The organism is Dietzia sp. NPDC055343 (assembly GCF_053645265.1).
Map to the genome: position 1 here is coordinate 97,287 of NZ_JBSHMJ010000009.1, position 14,355 is coordinate 111,641.

Below are 14,355 nucleotides of genomic sequence, written 5' to 3' on the forward strand. Positions count from 1 at the left end.
CGTTAGAGTGACCCCCATGGCATCCACTTCGAGCACGCGATCCACCCGTGCGCCCGGCGGCCGACGTCCCGCGTCGAAATCCGCCGCGCAGCGTTCGGCGACGTCCACCACCCCGAAGTCCCGGGGCGGCAGTGCGCGGCGTGGTGCGGTGGTCTCGACGCCGAAGTCCGGGACCCGGACCACGAACCGTGGGAACGGGCGCGGTGGCGCGCGGGCCTCGTCCGCCGCTCCCGAACGGACCTCCGGCGCATTCGGAGCGGTCGGCCGTGGCCTCCGTGGGAGTTGGGCGGCCCTGGCGAAGGGCGTAGGGCACGGGGTCCGTGGCCTGGGCGGGGGTTCCGACGACGACGACAAGGCGGCGCCTCCCCACAGGCGCGACGGTCTCGGAATGGTCCTGATCGGCGTGGCGATCATCTTCGCCGGCGCGGTGTGGTTCGGTGCTGCGGGGCCGATCGGGCAGTGGATCGATACGGGTATCCGCACGGTGGTGGGTACCCCGGGCGCCCTTCTTCCGCTGCTGATCGGCGGCTGGGGCGTGCTCATCATGGCGCGCGAGCCTCGTTCCGACGTCCACTCCAGGTGGCTGGTCGGGACGATCGTGTCCGCGCTCGGCGTGCTGGGGCTCTGGCACCTCGCCGCGGGGTCGCCGAGCGATCCGGGGGGCGTGCGGTCCGGTGGGGGAGTGCTCGGTCGGATCGTCGGGGGCGGCATCGAGGCCGGTCTGTCGGTGTTCGTGGCCGTTCCGCTCCTCGTGTTGATCGTGGCTTTCGGTGTCCTCGTCATGGTGGGGCGCCCCGCCCGGGAGATACCGGGCATGGTCCGCGGCTTCTTCGGCTGGGACGGCAGCGGCGACATCGTGGACGAGTACTACGACGACGCCTGGGAGGACGAGGCCACGACCGCCTACCCGATCGCGGAGACCGTCGGCTCGGCGGACGAGGAGTCGGAACGCCCCGCTCCCCGCCGCTCGTCCCGGCGTCGTGTGGCTACGTGGACAGACACCCCCACCACGGGAGAAACCGTCGAGATGCCGCCGGCCGCCGGTGGGCGCGGACCGGCGGCCTCGGCCGAGCCGTCCGCGGACGTCGGGAGCCGGGCATCCGCGCCCGCTGCCCCCCGTCGTGGTGCGGAGGTCGCTGCTGCAGCCCGCGACGTCGAGTCGGATCCTGAATCGACGACGGTGCCATCCGCCGTGGCGCCCGCGGGTGCGGACGGTGCACGGGTCGGCCGGACGGCCCGGGCGACGTCGGCGCGTGGGGAGGCCGCACAGGCCAGGGGTGAGCAGGCCGGGAGCGGCTCGGCGGTTCCGCAGACCAACTCTCCTTCGACGCACACCGCCTCGGAGGCGGAGGGCGAGCGTCTGGACTCCCAGACCCAACTTCTCAGCGGCATCGACTACTCGCTGCCGCCGCTGAACCTGCTCACGGCCGGGGATCCGCCCAAGGCACGCAGCGAATCCAATGATCAGATGATCGAGGCGATCCAGGGCGTCCTGGAGCAGTTCAAGATCGACGCCGCGGTCACCGGGTTCACCCGGGGGCCCACGGTCACGCGCTACGAGGTCGAACTCGGCCCGGGCGTGAAGGTCGAGAAGATCACCGCTCTCCACCGGAACATCGCGTATGCGGTCGCGACGGACAACGTCCGTCTGTTGGCGCCGATCCCCGGCAAGTCCGCCGTCGGTATCGAGGTCCCGAACCTCGACCGCGAGCTCGTGCGTCTGGCCGACGTGCTCACCGACCCCGGCACCGCGACCAAGCACAACCCGACTCTGATCGGGCTGGGCAAGGACATCGAGGGCGATTTTGTCACGGCCGACCTGGCCAAGATGCCGCACCTTCTGGTCGCGGGTTCCACCGGCTCGGGTAAGTCCAGCTTCGTGAACTCCATGTTGGTGTCGCTGCTCGCCCGCGCGACGCCGGACGAGGTGCGGCTCATCCTCATCGACCCGAAGATGGTCGAGCTGACGCCGTACGAGGGGATCCCGCACCTGATCACCCCCATCATCACGCAGCCCAAGAAGGCCGCCGCCGCGCTGGCCTGGCTGGTCGAGGAGATGGAGCAGCGTTATCAGGACATGAAGTCCACGCGCGTGCGCCACATCAGCGACTTCAACGACCGGGTCAGGTCCGGGGAGATCACCACGCCGCCCGGGAGCCAGCGGGAGTATCGCCCGTACCCGTACATCGTGGCCGTCGTCGACGAGCTCGCGGATCTCATGATGACGGCACCGCGGGACGTCGAGGACGCGATCGTGCGCATCACCCAGAAGGCCCGCGCGGCCGGCATCCATCTGGTCCTCGCCACCCAGCGACCGTCCGTCGACGTGGTGACCGGTCTGATCAAGACCAACGTGCCGTCCCGTCTCGCGTTCGCCACCTCCTCGCTGACCGACTCGCGGGTGATCCTCGACCAGCCCGGCGCCGAGAAGCTCGTGGGTATGGGCGACGGGCTCTTCATCCCGATGGGCGCCTCACGCCCCGTCCGGATGCAGGGCGCGTTCATCACCGACGAGGAGATCCAGGAGGTCGTCGACTACGCCAAGAACCAGGCGGAGCCCGAGTACGACACGTCCGTCACCGAGTCGAAGGACGACGGCAAGAAGGACATCGACGCGGATATCGGCGACGATCTGGACGACCTGCTGGCAGCGGTCGAGCTCGTGGTCTCCAGCCAGTTCGGCTCCACCTCGATGCTGCAGCGCAAGCTGCGCGTCGGGTTCGCCAAGGCCGGCCGGCTCATGGACCTGATGGAGTCCCGCGACATCGTGGGGCCGTCCGAGGGATCCAAGGCCCGCGAGGTCCTGGTCCGGCCCGAAGAGCTGGCATCCGTTCTGTGGATGATCAAGGGCGGCACCCCGCCGGAGGAGCATGCGGTCGACCCGGCGGGGGAGCCCTCCGCGATCGGCGATCCCGTGGAGTCGCCCGTCGGCTGACCGTCCCGGCCGTTGCCGTCCGGGGCGGGCCCTCAGGCCAGCGCACCGAACACGGGCATCCATTCCCGGACGGTGATCTCCGGGACCACGCCCCGGACGCAGTGCGGGTCCTGAGCGATCAGTGCGCGTGCGGCCTCGTCGTCGTCGGCCTCGACCAGGAGCAACGCACCGGAGCCGTCCACGAACGGACCCACGGTACGGATCGAGCCCGCCTCGACCCGGGCCGCCAGCCATTCGCGGTGCGCGGGCTTGTTCGCCTCCCGCTCGTCGGTCTGTGCGGCCTCGTAGCGGTAGGTGACGGCGAAGAGCGGCATGTGGGGTCTCCCTCTGGTGTGGGTGGGCTGGCTGTGCCGTCAAGGGTAGGCGGGCGGCTCTGGCTAAGGTGAAGAGGTGACTACCTCCACGACTGGCGAAGGCAGCCCCACCGCCGAGGTCCCCGTTCTCAACATCGCGAACCTCCTCACGGTGCTGCGGATCATCCTGGTCCCGGTCTTCCTCGTCGTGTTCTTCGTGGCGGGCGCCCAGGACGCCTGGTGGCGGATCGGTGCGTTCTGCGTGTTCGCCGTCGCGATGTTGACCGACTACGCAGACGGTTACCTCGCGCGCAGACTCGGACTCATCACCGATTTCGGCAAGATCGCCGACCCGATCGCGGACAAGGCACTCATGGCCGCGGCAATGATCTCGCTCTCGCTCGTCCACGATCTGTTCTGGTGGGTCACCGTCGTCATCCTGGTGCGCGAAGTCGGGATCACGCTCTGGCGCTTCTTCGGCGTCGACCACGTGGTGGCGGCGAGCAGGGGCGGCAAGCTCAAGACCGTCACGCAGACACTCGGCGTCGGGCTGCTCATCCTGCCGCTGCCCTACTGGGTGTGGCCACTGGAGTGGCTCATCGTCGGCGTGGCGGTGGTGCTGACCGTCTACACCGGGATCGACTACGTGGTCAAGGCCCGGCAGGCCGCGGCGCGGGGTCGATGAGCGAGCCCGGGGCGGTCGAGGGGCCGGGGAATGCGTCGGTGGAGGAGGCACTCGTCGCGACGCTGAAGGCCCGGGGATGGACCCTCGCCACTGCCGAGTCGCTGACAGCCGGCCTCGTGGCGGCCACGATCGCGAACGTGCCCGGGGCCAGTGCGGTGTTGCGGGGCGGGCTCGTCGTCTACGCCACCGACCTCAAGCATGTCCTGGCCGACGTGCCGCAGAACGTCCTGGACCTGCACGGAGCGGTGTCCGCGGAGACCGCGCGGGCGCTGGCCACGGGCGCGGCGGCCCGCTGCCGGGCGGACGTCGGACTCGCGCTGACCGGGGTGGCGGGCCCCGACGAGCAGGAGGGTCTTCCGGTCGGCACTGTGTACGTGGGGCTGTGCGTCCCAGGTCGTGCGGCATGGTCGGTGCGGTTGGCGCTCGCCGGTGATCGACGGCGGATCCGCGACCAGGCGTGCGACGCGGCGATGTCGCTGGTCACCGAGGTGGCGGCCGGGGCCCGCCCGGCCGGCGGCAACGGAGGGCGGGATCGATGAACGGACGTCCTGCGACGGGGATCGGGAAAGTGGGAACGAATCCGGAAGGTGACGCGTTGTACCCGGTGATGCCGAACATCCAGATGACCACACTGCCCCGCCCCGACCAGCCGAGCGCCCCGCCGTTGTTGCGCGAGACCCTCGGGACGGTTCTGCGTGGCCTGCGCGGGGAGTCAGGTCGGACCCTGCGGGATGTAGCCGACGCGGCGAGGGTCAGCCCCGGATATCTCTCCGAGATCGAGCGGGGGCGCAAGGAGGCCTCCAGCGAATTGCTTGCGTCGATCTCCGGAGCGCTGGAGGTGTCGCTCGGCGAGATCCTCATCCGCGCGGCGCTGGAGGTCTCGCCACCGGGCACGTTCACCGAGCCCGTGCTCGCAGCTTGATTCCCTTTCCGGGACAACTCCAGGTGGTCCACCCATGACGGCGTTCGGTACCGTAGAACAGACCCGTCGTCCGAATCGGCAGAAGGACTAAACGCAGCGATGGCCAATCCGTTTTCCAAGGCATGGCGCTACCTCATGGCGTTGTTCGATTCGAAGATCGACGAACACGCCGATCCGAAGGTGCAGATCCAGCAGGCCATCGCCGACGCGCAGCGTCAGCACCAGCAGCTCTCACAGCAGGCCGCGGCCGTCATCGGTAACCAGCGCCAGCTCGAGATGAAACTGAACCGGCAACTCGCGGACATCGAGAAGCTCCAGGGGTCTACCCGTCAGGCGCTGCAGATGTCGGACCAGGCCCGTCAGAACGGTGACGTGCAGAAGGCCACCGAGTACGAGAACGCCGCCGAGGCGTTCGCGGCTCAGCTCGTCACCGCGGAACAGAACGTGGAGGACCTCAAGGGTCTGCACGATCAGTCTCTTCAGGCCGCCGGTCAGGCGAAGAAGGCCGTCGAGCAGAACGCCATGGTGCTCCAGCAGAAGGTCGCAGAGCGCACCAAGCTCCTCAGCCAGCTCGAGCAGGCCAAGATGCAGGAGCAGGTCAGTGCCTCCCTGCAGTCGATGTCGGAGCTGTCGTCCGGTGGTAACACCCCGAACCTCGATCAGGTCCGCGACAAGATCGAGAAGCGTTACGCCAACGCACTCGGCTCCGCGGAGCTCGCCCAGAACTCGGTCCAGGGCCGGATGATGGAGATCGAGCAGGCGTCCACGCAGATGGCGGGCCACAGTCGGCTCGAGCAGATCCGGGCGTCGATGCAGGCGGAGGGCGGCCAGCTCGGCCAGGGCAGCGGCTCCTCCGGTCAGCTCGGACAGGGCCAAGCGCAGCCGGCCACACCGCCCCAGCAGCAGGCGCAGACCGAACAGCAGTGATCTGGAGGCACACGGGCCGTCGGCGGGTTCGCCGGCGGCCCGTTGTCGTCCGAACAGGGAGGTGCAGCGGGTGACACTGACCGAGTTCAACGCCAGAACGGTGGAGGCCTTCGGTGAACTCCGCGCGGACCACCTCGTGCGGACGCACCATCTGGCCGCGTGCGGTGGCCGTACCGCCCATGAGGCGATCGATGGAGGACAATCGGTCAAGCAGGTCTGGCTCGCGCTCTGTGACGAGTTCGACGTCCCCGAACAGTTGCGCTAGCGCCATATGTACGGCGTGTCGTTCGACGTCGAACAGACGTTCCCCTACACTGGAACACGGATGACGGCGGGCCCCCGCTGTCCACAGGGCGTCACCAGTCCACAGGAGACGGTCGCCGGGCCTCGTATGGCGCTTCGTGTCGTACCCGGCCCGTAACGTCCGCGAGTGAAACCACACAGACCGATCGGCGAGGCGCCGGGGGTCGAGCACGAACGGAGCAGACACATGGCAGCTAAGGCCAAGACGGGCACGGGCAAGCCCGGCGCCGCACAGAATCGTGAGCAGGCACTCGAACTGGCCCTGGCCCAGATCGACAAGGCCTACGGCAAGGGCTCCGTCATGCGGTTGGGAGACGACAATCGGCCGCCGGTCCAGGTCATCCCCTCCGGCGCACTGTCGCTGGACGTGGCGCTCGGGGTCGGCGGATTCCCCCGTGGCCGTGTCGTGGAGATCTACGGTCCGGAGTCCTCGGGTAAGACCACCGTGGCCCTCCACGCTGTCGCCAACGCCCAGGCCGCCGGTGGTATCGCGGCGTTCATCGATGCGGAACACGCACTCGATCCGGAGTACGCACGCAAGCTCGGCGTGGATACGGACAACCTCATCGTCTCTCAGCCGGATACCGGCGAGCAGGCGCTCGAGATCGCGGACATGCTCGTCAAGTCCGGAGCCATCGACATCCTGGTGATCGACTCCGTTGCGGCGCTCGTGCCGCGCGCGGAGATCGAGGGCGAGATGGGCGACAGTCACGTCGGACTCCAGGCCCGCCTCATGAGTCAGGCCCTGCGAAAGATGACGGGCGCCCTGCACAACACCGGGACCACCGCGGTGTTCATCAACCAGCTTCGCGAGAAGATCGGCGTGATGTTCGGCTCGCCCGAGACCACCACCGGTGGTAAGGCGCTCAAGTTCTACGCCTCGGTGCGGCTGGACGTGCGTCGCATCGAGACGCTGAAGGACGGGGCGGACGCGGTCGGTAACCGCACCAAGGTCAAGGTCGTCAAGAACAAGGTTGCGCCGCCCTTCAAGATCGCCGAGTTCGACATCGTCTACGGCGAGGGCATCAGCCGCGAGGGCTCGCTCATCGACATGGGCGTGGAGAACGGCTTCATCAAGAAGTCCGGTTCCTGGTTCACCTACGGTCAGGACCAGCTGGGGCAGGGTAAGGAGAATGCCCGCCGCTACCTCAAGGAGAACCCGGCCGTCCGGGACGAGATCGAGCGCAAGATCCTGGACAAGCTCAACATCGGAGCTGGGGCCGAGATCGCGGAGATCGAGGCGGAGTCCGACGAGGACGCCCCGATCGACGTGGTGCCCGTCGAGTTCTGATGCCGATGGATCGGACGCGCCCGGAAGGGCAGCGCGCGACCGGTCAGCGCCCGGAGCTCGATGCGGATGAGCTCCGGGCGGCAATAGCGGCGGTCGAAGCCCGTCCGTCGGGATCGTCGGACCTGCCTCCGCTCGCTCCGGAGGCGCACGAGGCGGCAACGGCGGCACTGCGGTTACTCCGCTACCGGCCACGTAGTGAGCATGAGCTACGTGGGCGTCTGGCCGAGAAGGAACACCCGGCAGAGGCGATCGACGAGGCGATCGACCGCATCCGGGTGTGGGGCTTGATCGACGACGGGGAGTTCGCTGCGGAATGGGTGCGGGGTCGTCGGCGGCGGCGGGGTCGAGCCCGCGGCGCCCTGGAACGCGAGCTCCGGGACAAGGGCGTCGCGGAGGCCCACATCGCCGACGCGGTGGCCGATATAGACGATTCCGATGAACGTCTGCAGGCCACGGAACTCGTGCGCGCTCGTTTGTCGAGACGCCCTGCCGGCGCGGCCAGCGGAGCGGCTCGCGCCGGGGAACGGCGTCGACTCGTGTCGTTCCTCGCCCGGCGGGGCTATCCCACGGGGCTGGCCATGGCCGTGGTGGATGCCGAGTTGGCGGCCCACGCTTCGTCCTGAGTACCCTGGCCTGCGTGGATTCTCTCGTGACCGACCTGCAGCAGGCGCCCGGGGACGCCCCGGTGGACGGCGCCGATCAGCGGACCTACCAGGTGCGCACCTTCGGATGCCAGATGAACGTCCATGACTCCGAACGGATGTCCGGGGTCCTGGAAGAGGCGGGCTATATCCCCTTCGAGGGGGAGGCCGACCCGGTGACCGGCGCCCTTCCGGACCTCGTGGTCTTCAACACCTGCGCGGTGCGTGAGAACGCCGACAACCGACTCTACGGAACGCTGGGGCATCTGCGCCCGTGGAAGGACGCCAACCCGCGCCTGCAGATCGCCGTCGGCGGGTGTCTGGCGCAGAAGGACAAGGACGTCGTCGTCTCGCGGGCGCCCTGGGTGGACGTGGTGTTCGGCACCCACAACCTCGGCCACCTGGCGACCATGCTCGAGCGTTCGAGGCACAACGAGCGCGCCGAGGTCGAGATCGCTGATTCCCTTCAGCACTTTCCCTCGACGCTGCCCGCGACCCGTGATTCGGCCTATGCGGGCTGGGTGTCGGTATCCGTCGGCTGCAACAACACGTGCACGTTCTGCATCGTTCCCTCGCTACGTGGCAAAGAGGTCGACCGCCGGCCGGGCGAGGTCCTCGCCGAGGTCCAGGCCCTCGCCGACGAGGGGGTCATCGAGGTGACCCTCCTCGGCCAGAACGTCAACGCCTACGGCAGGTCGTTCCACGACCCGGACGAGCCCTCGGACAAGGGCGCATTCGCGAAGTTGCTCCGCGCCGCCGGTCGGGTCGAGGGGATCGAACGGATCCGTTTCACCTCCCCGCACCCTGCCGAGTTCACAGACGATGTGATCGAGGCGATGGCATCCACTCCTACTGTGTGCCCGCAGCTGCACATGCCCCTGCAGTCCGGTTCCGACCGCGTACTGCGCGCGATGCGACGGTCGTACCGCTCGGAGAAGTTCCTGGGCATCCTGGACCGGGTCCGCGTCGCGATGCCGGACGCCGCCATCACCACCGATATCATCGTGGGCTTCCCCGGGGAGACCGAGGAGGACTTCCAGGCGACACTCGACGTGGTCGAGAAGGCGCGATTCTCCAGCGCGTTCACCTTCCAGTATTCTCCGCGCCCGGGGACCCCGGCCGCCACCATGGAGGACCAGATCCCCAAGGCCGTCGTCCAGGAGCGGTACGAGCGACTCATCGAGCTCCAGGAGCGGATCACGCTGGAGGAGAACCAGGCCCGCGTCGGCCGCGTGGTGGAGGTTCTCGTCACCGCCGACGAGGGACGCAAGGATGCCGCCACCGCGCGGATGACGGGGCGAGCGCGCGACGGCATACTCGTGCACTTCGCGCCGACCGGCGACAACGCGGATCGCGTCCGCCCGGGTGACGTGATCACCACGCGGATCACGGCTGCTGCCCCACACCACCTGCTCGCCGACGACGGCGTGCTCAGCTACCGCGCCACCCGCGCCGGCGACCGGCACGAAGCGGGGGAGAAGCCCGAGACCCCGCCGATCGGCGTCGGCCTCGGACTGCCCACATTGCGTCGAGACGTCGCGGTCGACGACGTCCTTGAGAAGGGATGCCCCACGTGAGTAACGCGGACCGCCCCGATCCCATCGCCGGGATCATGGAAGTAACCCGAAACGCGGAATCAGAGATGCGCCGCAAGGACCGTGTGCTCGGCCGGACGCTCGTCATCGGCCGGGCCTACCTCGCGTCCACGGTGCTCATCGTCATCCTCGCCGCGATGCTTCTCCTGCCGCACAGTGACGGGGTCCGCGGTATCGATGTGCTGTTCTTCACCGACGCGGCCGCCGATCAGTCGACCTCGCTGCCCTCGCACATCTTCGTGCTGTTGTACTCCGTGGGCACGATCGGGTTCGGCGCACTCATGATCCTCACCCAGAAGTGGTGGGCGGCCGGGGTCGCATGGAGCGCCACCTGCGTGTCAGCGGTCTACGGGATCCTGGCGATCTGGCTCCGACAGTCCGGACGCGGGCCCGACCCCGATTTCCAGGGGTTCGGAGGCCCGGGTATCGGAATGTACCTGAGTGAGATCCTGCTGTTCCTGCTCATCGGAACTCTCGCCGGCGTGCTCTGGACGCGCACCCCTGAGCAGCGCCAGCTGGAAGAGAACGCGCGAAGCGGGGACGGTCTCTGATCTGACCTGCTCAGACATGACGAAAAGGGGGCGGGGTGCCAGGCACCCCGCCCCCTTTCGTCATCGGCCGGCGCGTATCGCTGACCCGGTCAGCGCGTATCGACGGCGTTCTCCGCGGCCTCCGCCCACTCCCGCCACTGGGCGGCCTGGGAGCGTGCGTTGTTGGCGTCCTTGCTCTTGCCCGCGGCTTCGGCCTTCTCCGCCTGGTCCTCGAAGTCGCGGACCCGGTCCCAGAACTGCCCCGCGCGGGCCTTGGCCTCCGGATCGGTGCGACGCCACTCGGTGTCGGCGGCCTCCGAAACCGACTTCTCGATCGCCCGGATCCGGTTCTCGAGCGGACCCATCCGATCTCGGGGAACCTTCCCGATCTCCTCCCAACGCGACTGCAGTTCGCGCAGGGTCGAGCGGGCGGCGGCCAGGTCGGTGCCGGGCTTGATCCGACCCTCGTACTCCTTGAGGAGAGCCTCCTTGGCCTCGGCATTCACCTCGAACTCCGCGTCGCGTTCCGCGGCGGCGGCGTGCCGGGCGTCGAAGAAGGTGTCCTGCGCGGCCTTGAAGCGCTTCCACAGGGCATCGTCCGCTTCACGCGGTGCCCGGCCGGCCGCCTTCCATTCGTCCATGAGCCGCCGGTACGAGGTGGCGGTGTCGTTCCACTCGGTGGAGCCGGACATGGCCTCGGCTCGTTCGACCAGTTCTTCCTTGACCCGTTTGACCGATGCCCTGTTGCGATCGAGTTCGGCGAAGTGGGAACCGCGGCGACGGTTGAATGCCTCGCGCGCCTTGGAGAACCGCTTCCACAGTGCGTCGTCGGTCTTCCGGTCGATCCCACGGATCGTCTTCCATTCGTCCAGGATCTCCCGGAGCCGGTCGCCGGCCGCCTTCCACTGGGTCGACGACGCGCCGATCTCCTCGGCCTCGGACGCCAGTTCCTCCTTGCGGGCGATCGCCGCGGAGCGCTGCTCGTCCTTGCGCTGACGGGCCCGGGCCTCGACCTCACCCGAACGTTCGACCACGGCGGCCACCCGCACCGCGAGTGAGTCCAGGTCGCCCACCGCGGCGGCGGTGGGGATCTGTTCGGCCAGGGCCTCAGCGGACGCGCGAGTCTTCCGGGCGTCCTGGGGATGCGTGTCCAGGCGGGTCTCGAGGAGGGAGACCTCGGCGGCGAGATCATCGAAACGAAGCCCGAAGTGGGCCAGCCCTTCGGCCGGAACTCCCGCCTGCCACGAGCCGACCTGACGTTCACCGTCAGCGGTCCTGACGAACACCGCGCCCGATTCATCGACCCGACCCCATTCAGCGGGGTCGGAGGCACGGGTGGCCTTGGCTTCCGCTGCCGGGGCCGGGCTCGGCGTGGCCTTCCGGGCCATCGCGGCGGGGGAAGGGGCTCCCGGGCGCGGCCCGGGTCGGGGCCCGGGCCCGGGGGTCGGCGACGTCCCTCCGGACTCCTGACCGCTCGCGGCGGTGGGTGACTGGTCGCTCATGTGGTCCTCGTTTCCTTCTGCCGCGTAACACGGCACCGTCGCCGGGCTGACATCCCGGTCATCGCCTCGCCGTCCCGCTACCGGGCCGGCATCCTCCTAGTGTGTACCAACGCAGCCACGTTCGTCGGCTGTATCTGTACGTGGCGCCGGATAGTCGGCCGAGTCCGCCGGAGAGGCGGGCCGCGGGGGCGCCCGGCCACACGCCCCGTGTGGCATCGGAAGACCTTCGCCGCGGGAACAGTAGGGTTCCCTGATGTGAGCAGTCCCGTCGTCCTGATCCCCGGTGCACCGGTGCTGGTGCCCGAGCTGTCCGGCGCAGCAGCCGCGGAGAGCACCCGCGAGGTCGAGTTGCTGTGCGAACAGCTCCGGCGGGCGTCCTGCTCAGCGTCACGCGTCGTGGTGGTGGGCACCGACCCGCAGCGCAGGACCCTGCAGGACGTCAGCTCGTCCCTGCGTCGGTGGGGTGCCGACGTTCGAGTCGGGCGTCCGGACGCCCCGTCCGCCCCACGGGGGAGCGTGCCCGATGCGGCACTGATCGCGTGGTGGATGCTCGACCGGGCGGGCTCCGGGCTACCGCGGACGTTCGAGGCGGTGGATGAGCAGGGTCGGATCGCGAACTCGACACCGGTGAAGGTGTCCGACGGCTACGATCTCGTCGTCGTCGTCGCGGATGGCCCCGCCTCGTTGACCCCGCGCGCGCCCGTTCCGGAGGACCAGCGCGGGGTGGCTCTCGACGCCGCACTCACCGCGTGGCTGCGCGACGGGGGTGTCCTCCCGGACCCCGGGCCGGCCGCGGCGGCCGAGGTGGGGTGGTGGAGCCGCCCGTCCTGGTTGGCCCTCGCCGGGCTCATCGGGGACCGCACCGCGGTCGACACGGTCTCGTGGGCACCGTTCGGCGTCGGCTATCACGCCGCGCGGTGGGAACCGATCCCGCCCCGTGCGACGTCCGCCGCCGGCTCGTCCGCCACGGGATGCGCGGCCTACGACGGGGGCCCGCAGTGACCGACACGACCCCGATCGCGGTGGTGGGTGCCACCGGCACCGGAAAATCGGAGATCGCCCTGGGGCTGGCCGAGACCCTCGGCGGTGAGGTCATCAACTGCGACGCCATGCAGCAGTACCGCGGTATGGACATCGGCACTGCCAAGCTCCCCCCGGACAAGCGCCGGGGGATCCCGCACCACCGCCTCGACGTCCTCGACGTGACCGAGACCGCCAGCGTCGCCGATTTCCGCGATGAGGCCGAGCGGGAGATCTCCGAGATCCGCGGGCGGGGGAACGTGCCGATCCTGTGCGGTGGGTCGATGATGTACCTGCAGGCGCTGATCGACGGCTGGTCCATCCCCGACACCGACCCGCGGGTGCGGGCGCGGTACGAGCGCCGGCTCGAGGAGATCGGGGTGGCCGCGCTGCACGCAGAACTGTCCCGTATCGACCCCGAGGCGGCCCGCACCATCCTGCCGACCGACCCGCGCCGCACCGTCCGGGCGATGGAGGTCGTCGAGATCACCGGGCGCCCGTTCTCCGCCTCCCGCCCGACCATCGGCGCGCCCCGGTGGGGGACCCGGATCCTCGGATTGCGGTGCGGGTTGCCCGAGTTGGACGAGCGACTGGCAGCGCGCACGGCCGCGATGTTCGCCGACGGACTGGTCGACGAGGTGCGGGGGCTGGTCGGCGTGGGCCTGCGGGGCGGCGTCACCGCACGTCGCGCGATCGGCTACGCGCAGGTTCTCGACGAGATGGACGACGACCTGGGCATCGACGAAGCCGGGGTCGCCCGCGCGGAGGAGCGCACGTTCATCGGCACGCGCCGCTACGTCCGGCGACAGCGCTCGTGGTTTGGCCGTGACCACCGGATCCACTGGATCGACACCGACACCCTTGGCGGGCAGGCGCGCCCCGGCGGACCGTTGCGCGCCGCCCTGGAGACTCTCGAGGAGGCCCGACGATGAGCGAGCCCGGTGCGGGCAGGTCCCGCGTCCAGTCCGTGGATCGCACCTTCGCGTTGCTGGACGCCCTCGCACTGCGCGGGGGGCGCGCGTCCCTCGGCGACCTGGTCGCCGACACCGGCCTGGCCGCCGCGACCGTCCACCGCCTGTGCGGCACGCTCGCCGAGAGTGGACACCTGCGCCGTGACGCGCGGCGCGACTACCTGTTGGGCCCCCGCCTTCAGCGGGTCGGCGACGCCGCCCGGCGCGCGACCCTGGAATGGGCCGAGCCGGTTCTGCGGGCAATCGTGGCAGGGACCGGCGAGACCGCGAACATGGCCGTCCGCGAGGGGGACGGTGTGGTGTATCTCGCCCAGGTGCCCTCCCCGCACTCGATGCGGATGTTCACCGAGGTGGGGCGCAGGGTGGAGGTCCACTGCACCGCCGTGGGGAAGGCGCTGGTGGCGGGCGACGACGACGACGAGGTCCGCGCGATGCTCGGTCGGGCCGGTATGCGTCGCTACACCTCGACGACGATCGTCCGCCCCGACGCGCTGATCGCCGAGCTCGACCGGATCCGTCGCTCGGGTTTCGCGACCGACGAATCCGAGCAGGAGGAGGGGGTGCGCTGCGTGGCGATAGCCGTGGGGGAGGGCGCCGCCTCGTTCGCGGTGTCCGCATCCGGCCCCGAGGCGCGGTTCACCTCCGATCGCAGGGACGCCGCTGTGGGGATCCTGCGTGCGGCGGTGGCCGGGCTGAACACGTGACCTGACGACGAGAGCCGGCAGTCCACCCGGGTGGAC

At 69.7% G+C, this 14,355-nt stretch carries 15 protein-coding genes; 13 read left to right on the forward strand and 2 right to left on the reverse strand.

What is annotated here, in order from left to right:
• Window positions 1-16: 16 nt before the first annotated feature.
• On the forward strand, window positions 17-2,935 hold the full coding sequence (locus tag ACWIE7_RS06715; protein ID WP_454068840.1) for a DNA translocase FtsK: 2,919 nt from the start codon (window positions 17-19) through the stop codon (window positions 2,933-2,935).
• Window positions 2,936-2,967: 32 nt separating this feature from the next.
• Here ACWIE7_RS06715 and ACWIE7_RS06720 read toward each other — a convergent pair whose 3' ends face one another.
• Window positions 2,968-3,249, reverse strand: coding sequence for a YciI family protein (locus ACWIE7_RS06720; RefSeq protein WP_452099002.1), 282 nt, complete (start codon window positions 3,247-3,249; stop codon window positions 2,968-2,970).
• 76 nt (window positions 3,250-3,325) lie between these two features.
• On the opposite strand from ACWIE7_RS06720, the gene pgsA reads away from it, so the two are divergent.
• From pgsA to ACWIE7_RS06765, 9 genes are all read left to right on the forward strand, one after another.
• Window positions 3,326-3,913 (forward strand): CDP-diacylglycerol--glycerol-3-phosphate 3-phosphatidyltransferase, encoded by a 588-nt coding sequence (gene pgsA, locus ACWIE7_RS06725; RefSeq protein ID WP_452099001.1) that lies wholly within the window; start codon window positions 3,326-3,328, stop codon window positions 3,911-3,913.
• Window positions 3,910-4,452: a CinA family protein gene (locus ACWIE7_RS06730; protein ID WP_454068841.1), complete on the forward strand. Its 543-nt coding sequence runs from the start codon at window positions 3,910-3,912 to the stop codon at window positions 4,450-4,452. Before pgsA ends, ACWIE7_RS06730 begins: the two co-directional genes overlap by 4 nt.
• Window positions 4,453-4,520: 68 nt before the next feature.
• The gene (locus ACWIE7_RS06735; RefSeq protein WP_230929072.1) at window positions 4,521-4,835 is read left to right on the forward strand and encodes a helix-turn-helix domain-containing protein; all 315 of its coding nucleotides are present in this window, start codon (window positions 4,521-4,523) and stop codon (window positions 4,833-4,835) included.
• Window positions 4,836-4,934: 99 nt separating this feature from the next.
• Complete coding sequence (locus tag ACWIE7_RS06740) at window positions 4,935-5,762, forward strand: PspA/IM30 family protein (RefSeq protein WP_452098999.1); 828 nt, start codon at window positions 4,935-4,937, stop codon at window positions 5,760-5,762.
• Between the two features lie 70 nt (window positions 5,763-5,832).
• Window positions 5,833-6,027 (forward strand): DUF3046 domain-containing protein, encoded by a 195-nt coding sequence (locus ACWIE7_RS06745; RefSeq protein WP_452098998.1) that lies wholly within the window; start codon window positions 5,833-5,835, stop codon window positions 6,025-6,027.
• Window positions 6,028-6,252: 225 nt separating this feature from the next.
• Entirely contained in the window at window positions 6,253-7,356 is a 1,104-nt protein-coding gene (gene recA, locus ACWIE7_RS06750) for a recombinase RecA (protein WP_452098997.1), read from the forward strand.
• A gap of 5 nt (window positions 7,357-7,361) precedes the next feature.
• A complete protein-coding gene (locus ACWIE7_RS06755; protein ID WP_454058349.1) occupies window positions 7,362-7,979 on the forward strand; it encodes a regulatory protein RecX in 618 nt (205 codons plus the stop codon).
• 26 nt (window positions 7,980-8,005) lie between these two features.
• A complete protein-coding gene (gene miaB, locus ACWIE7_RS06760) occupies window positions 8,006-9,574 on the forward strand; it encodes a tRNA (N6-isopentenyl adenosine(37)-C2)-methylthiotransferase MiaB (protein ID WP_454068846.1) in 1,569 nt (522 codons plus the stop codon).
• Window positions 9,562-10,143 (forward strand): Rv2732c family membrane protein, encoded by a 582-nt coding sequence (locus tag ACWIE7_RS06765; RefSeq protein ID WP_454068842.1) that lies wholly within the window; start codon window positions 9,562-9,564, stop codon window positions 10,141-10,143. Before miaB ends, ACWIE7_RS06765 begins: the two co-directional genes overlap by 13 nt.
• 89 nt (window positions 10,144-10,232) lie before the next feature.
• Here the strand turns inward: ACWIE7_RS06765 and ACWIE7_RS06770 are convergent, their stop codons facing one another.
• A complete protein-coding gene (locus tag ACWIE7_RS06770) occupies window positions 10,233-11,624 on the reverse strand; it encodes a DUF349 domain-containing protein (RefSeq protein ID WP_454068843.1) in 1,392 nt (463 codons plus the stop codon).
• Window positions 11,625-11,879: 255 nt separating this feature from the next.
• Between ACWIE7_RS06770 and ACWIE7_RS06775 the strand changes: the two genes are divergently transcribed.
• Genes ACWIE7_RS06775 through ACWIE7_RS06785 form a run of 3 tightly spaced genes read left to right on the forward strand, consistent with a single transcriptional unit; the run spans window position 11,880 to window position 14,319 of the window.
• On the forward strand, window positions 11,880-12,626 hold the full coding sequence (locus ACWIE7_RS06775) for a hypothetical protein (RefSeq protein ID WP_454068844.1): 747 nt from the start codon (window positions 11,880-11,882) through the stop codon (window positions 12,624-12,626).
• Window positions 12,596-13,576 carry a tRNA (adenosine(37)-N6)-dimethylallyltransferase MiaA gene (gene miaA / locus ACWIE7_RS06780; RefSeq protein ID WP_454058356.1) on the forward strand — a complete coding sequence of 327 codons (981 nt, stop codon included), beginning with the start codon at window positions 12,596-12,598 and terminating at the stop codon, window positions 13,574-13,576. Before ACWIE7_RS06775 ends, miaA begins: the two co-directional genes overlap by 31 nt.
• Complete coding sequence (locus ACWIE7_RS06785; protein ID WP_452098992.1) at window positions 13,573-14,319, forward strand: IclR family transcriptional regulator; 747 nt, start codon at window positions 13,573-13,575, stop codon at window positions 14,317-14,319. Before miaA ends, ACWIE7_RS06785 begins: the two co-directional genes overlap by 4 nt.
• Window positions 14,320-14,355 lie beyond the last annotated feature (36 nt).

Excerpts from the sequence above, each read along its gene's own strand:
- ACWIE7_RS06715 (WP_454068840.1), top strand. The coding sequence starts at position 17 with ATGGCATCCACTTCGAGCACGCGATCCACCCGTGCGCCCGGCGGCCGA.
- ACWIE7_RS06720 (WP_452099002.1), bottom strand. The coding sequence starts at position 3,249 with ATGCCGCTCTTCGCCGTCACCTACCGCTACGAGGCCGCACAGACCGAC.
- ACWIE7_RS06730 (WP_454068841.1), top strand. The coding sequence starts at position 3,910 with ATGAGCGAGCCCGGGGCGGTCGAGGGGCCGGGGAATGCGTCGGTGGAG.
- ACWIE7_RS06735 (WP_230929072.1), top strand. The coding sequence starts at position 4,521 with ATGCCGAACATCCAGATGACCACACTGCCCCGCCCCGACCAGCCGAGC.
- ACWIE7_RS06740 (WP_452098999.1), top strand. The coding sequence starts at position 4,935 with ATGGCCAATCCGTTTTCCAAGGCATGGCGCTACCTCATGGCGTTGTTC.
- recA (WP_452098997.1), top strand. The coding sequence starts at position 6,253 with ATGGCAGCTAAGGCCAAGACGGGCACGGGCAAGCCCGGCGCCGCACAG.
- ACWIE7_RS06755 (WP_454058349.1), top strand. The coding sequence starts at position 7,362 with ATGGATCGGACGCGCCCGGAAGGGCAGCGCGCGACCGGTCAGCGCCCG.
- ACWIE7_RS06765 (WP_454068842.1), top strand. The coding sequence starts at position 9,562 with ATGCCCCACGTGAGTAACGCGGACCGCCCCGATCCCATCGCCGGGATC.
- ACWIE7_RS06770 (WP_454068843.1), bottom strand. The coding sequence starts at position 11,624 with ATGAGCGACCAGTCACCCACCGCCGCGAGCGGTCAGGAGTCCGGAGGG.
- miaA (WP_454058356.1), top strand. The coding sequence starts at position 12,596 with ATGCGCGGCCTACGACGGGGGCCCGCAGTGACCGACACGACCCCGATC.
- ACWIE7_RS06785 (WP_452098992.1), top strand. The coding sequence starts at position 13,573 with ATGAGCGAGCCCGGTGCGGGCAGGTCCCGCGTCCAGTCCGTGGATCGC.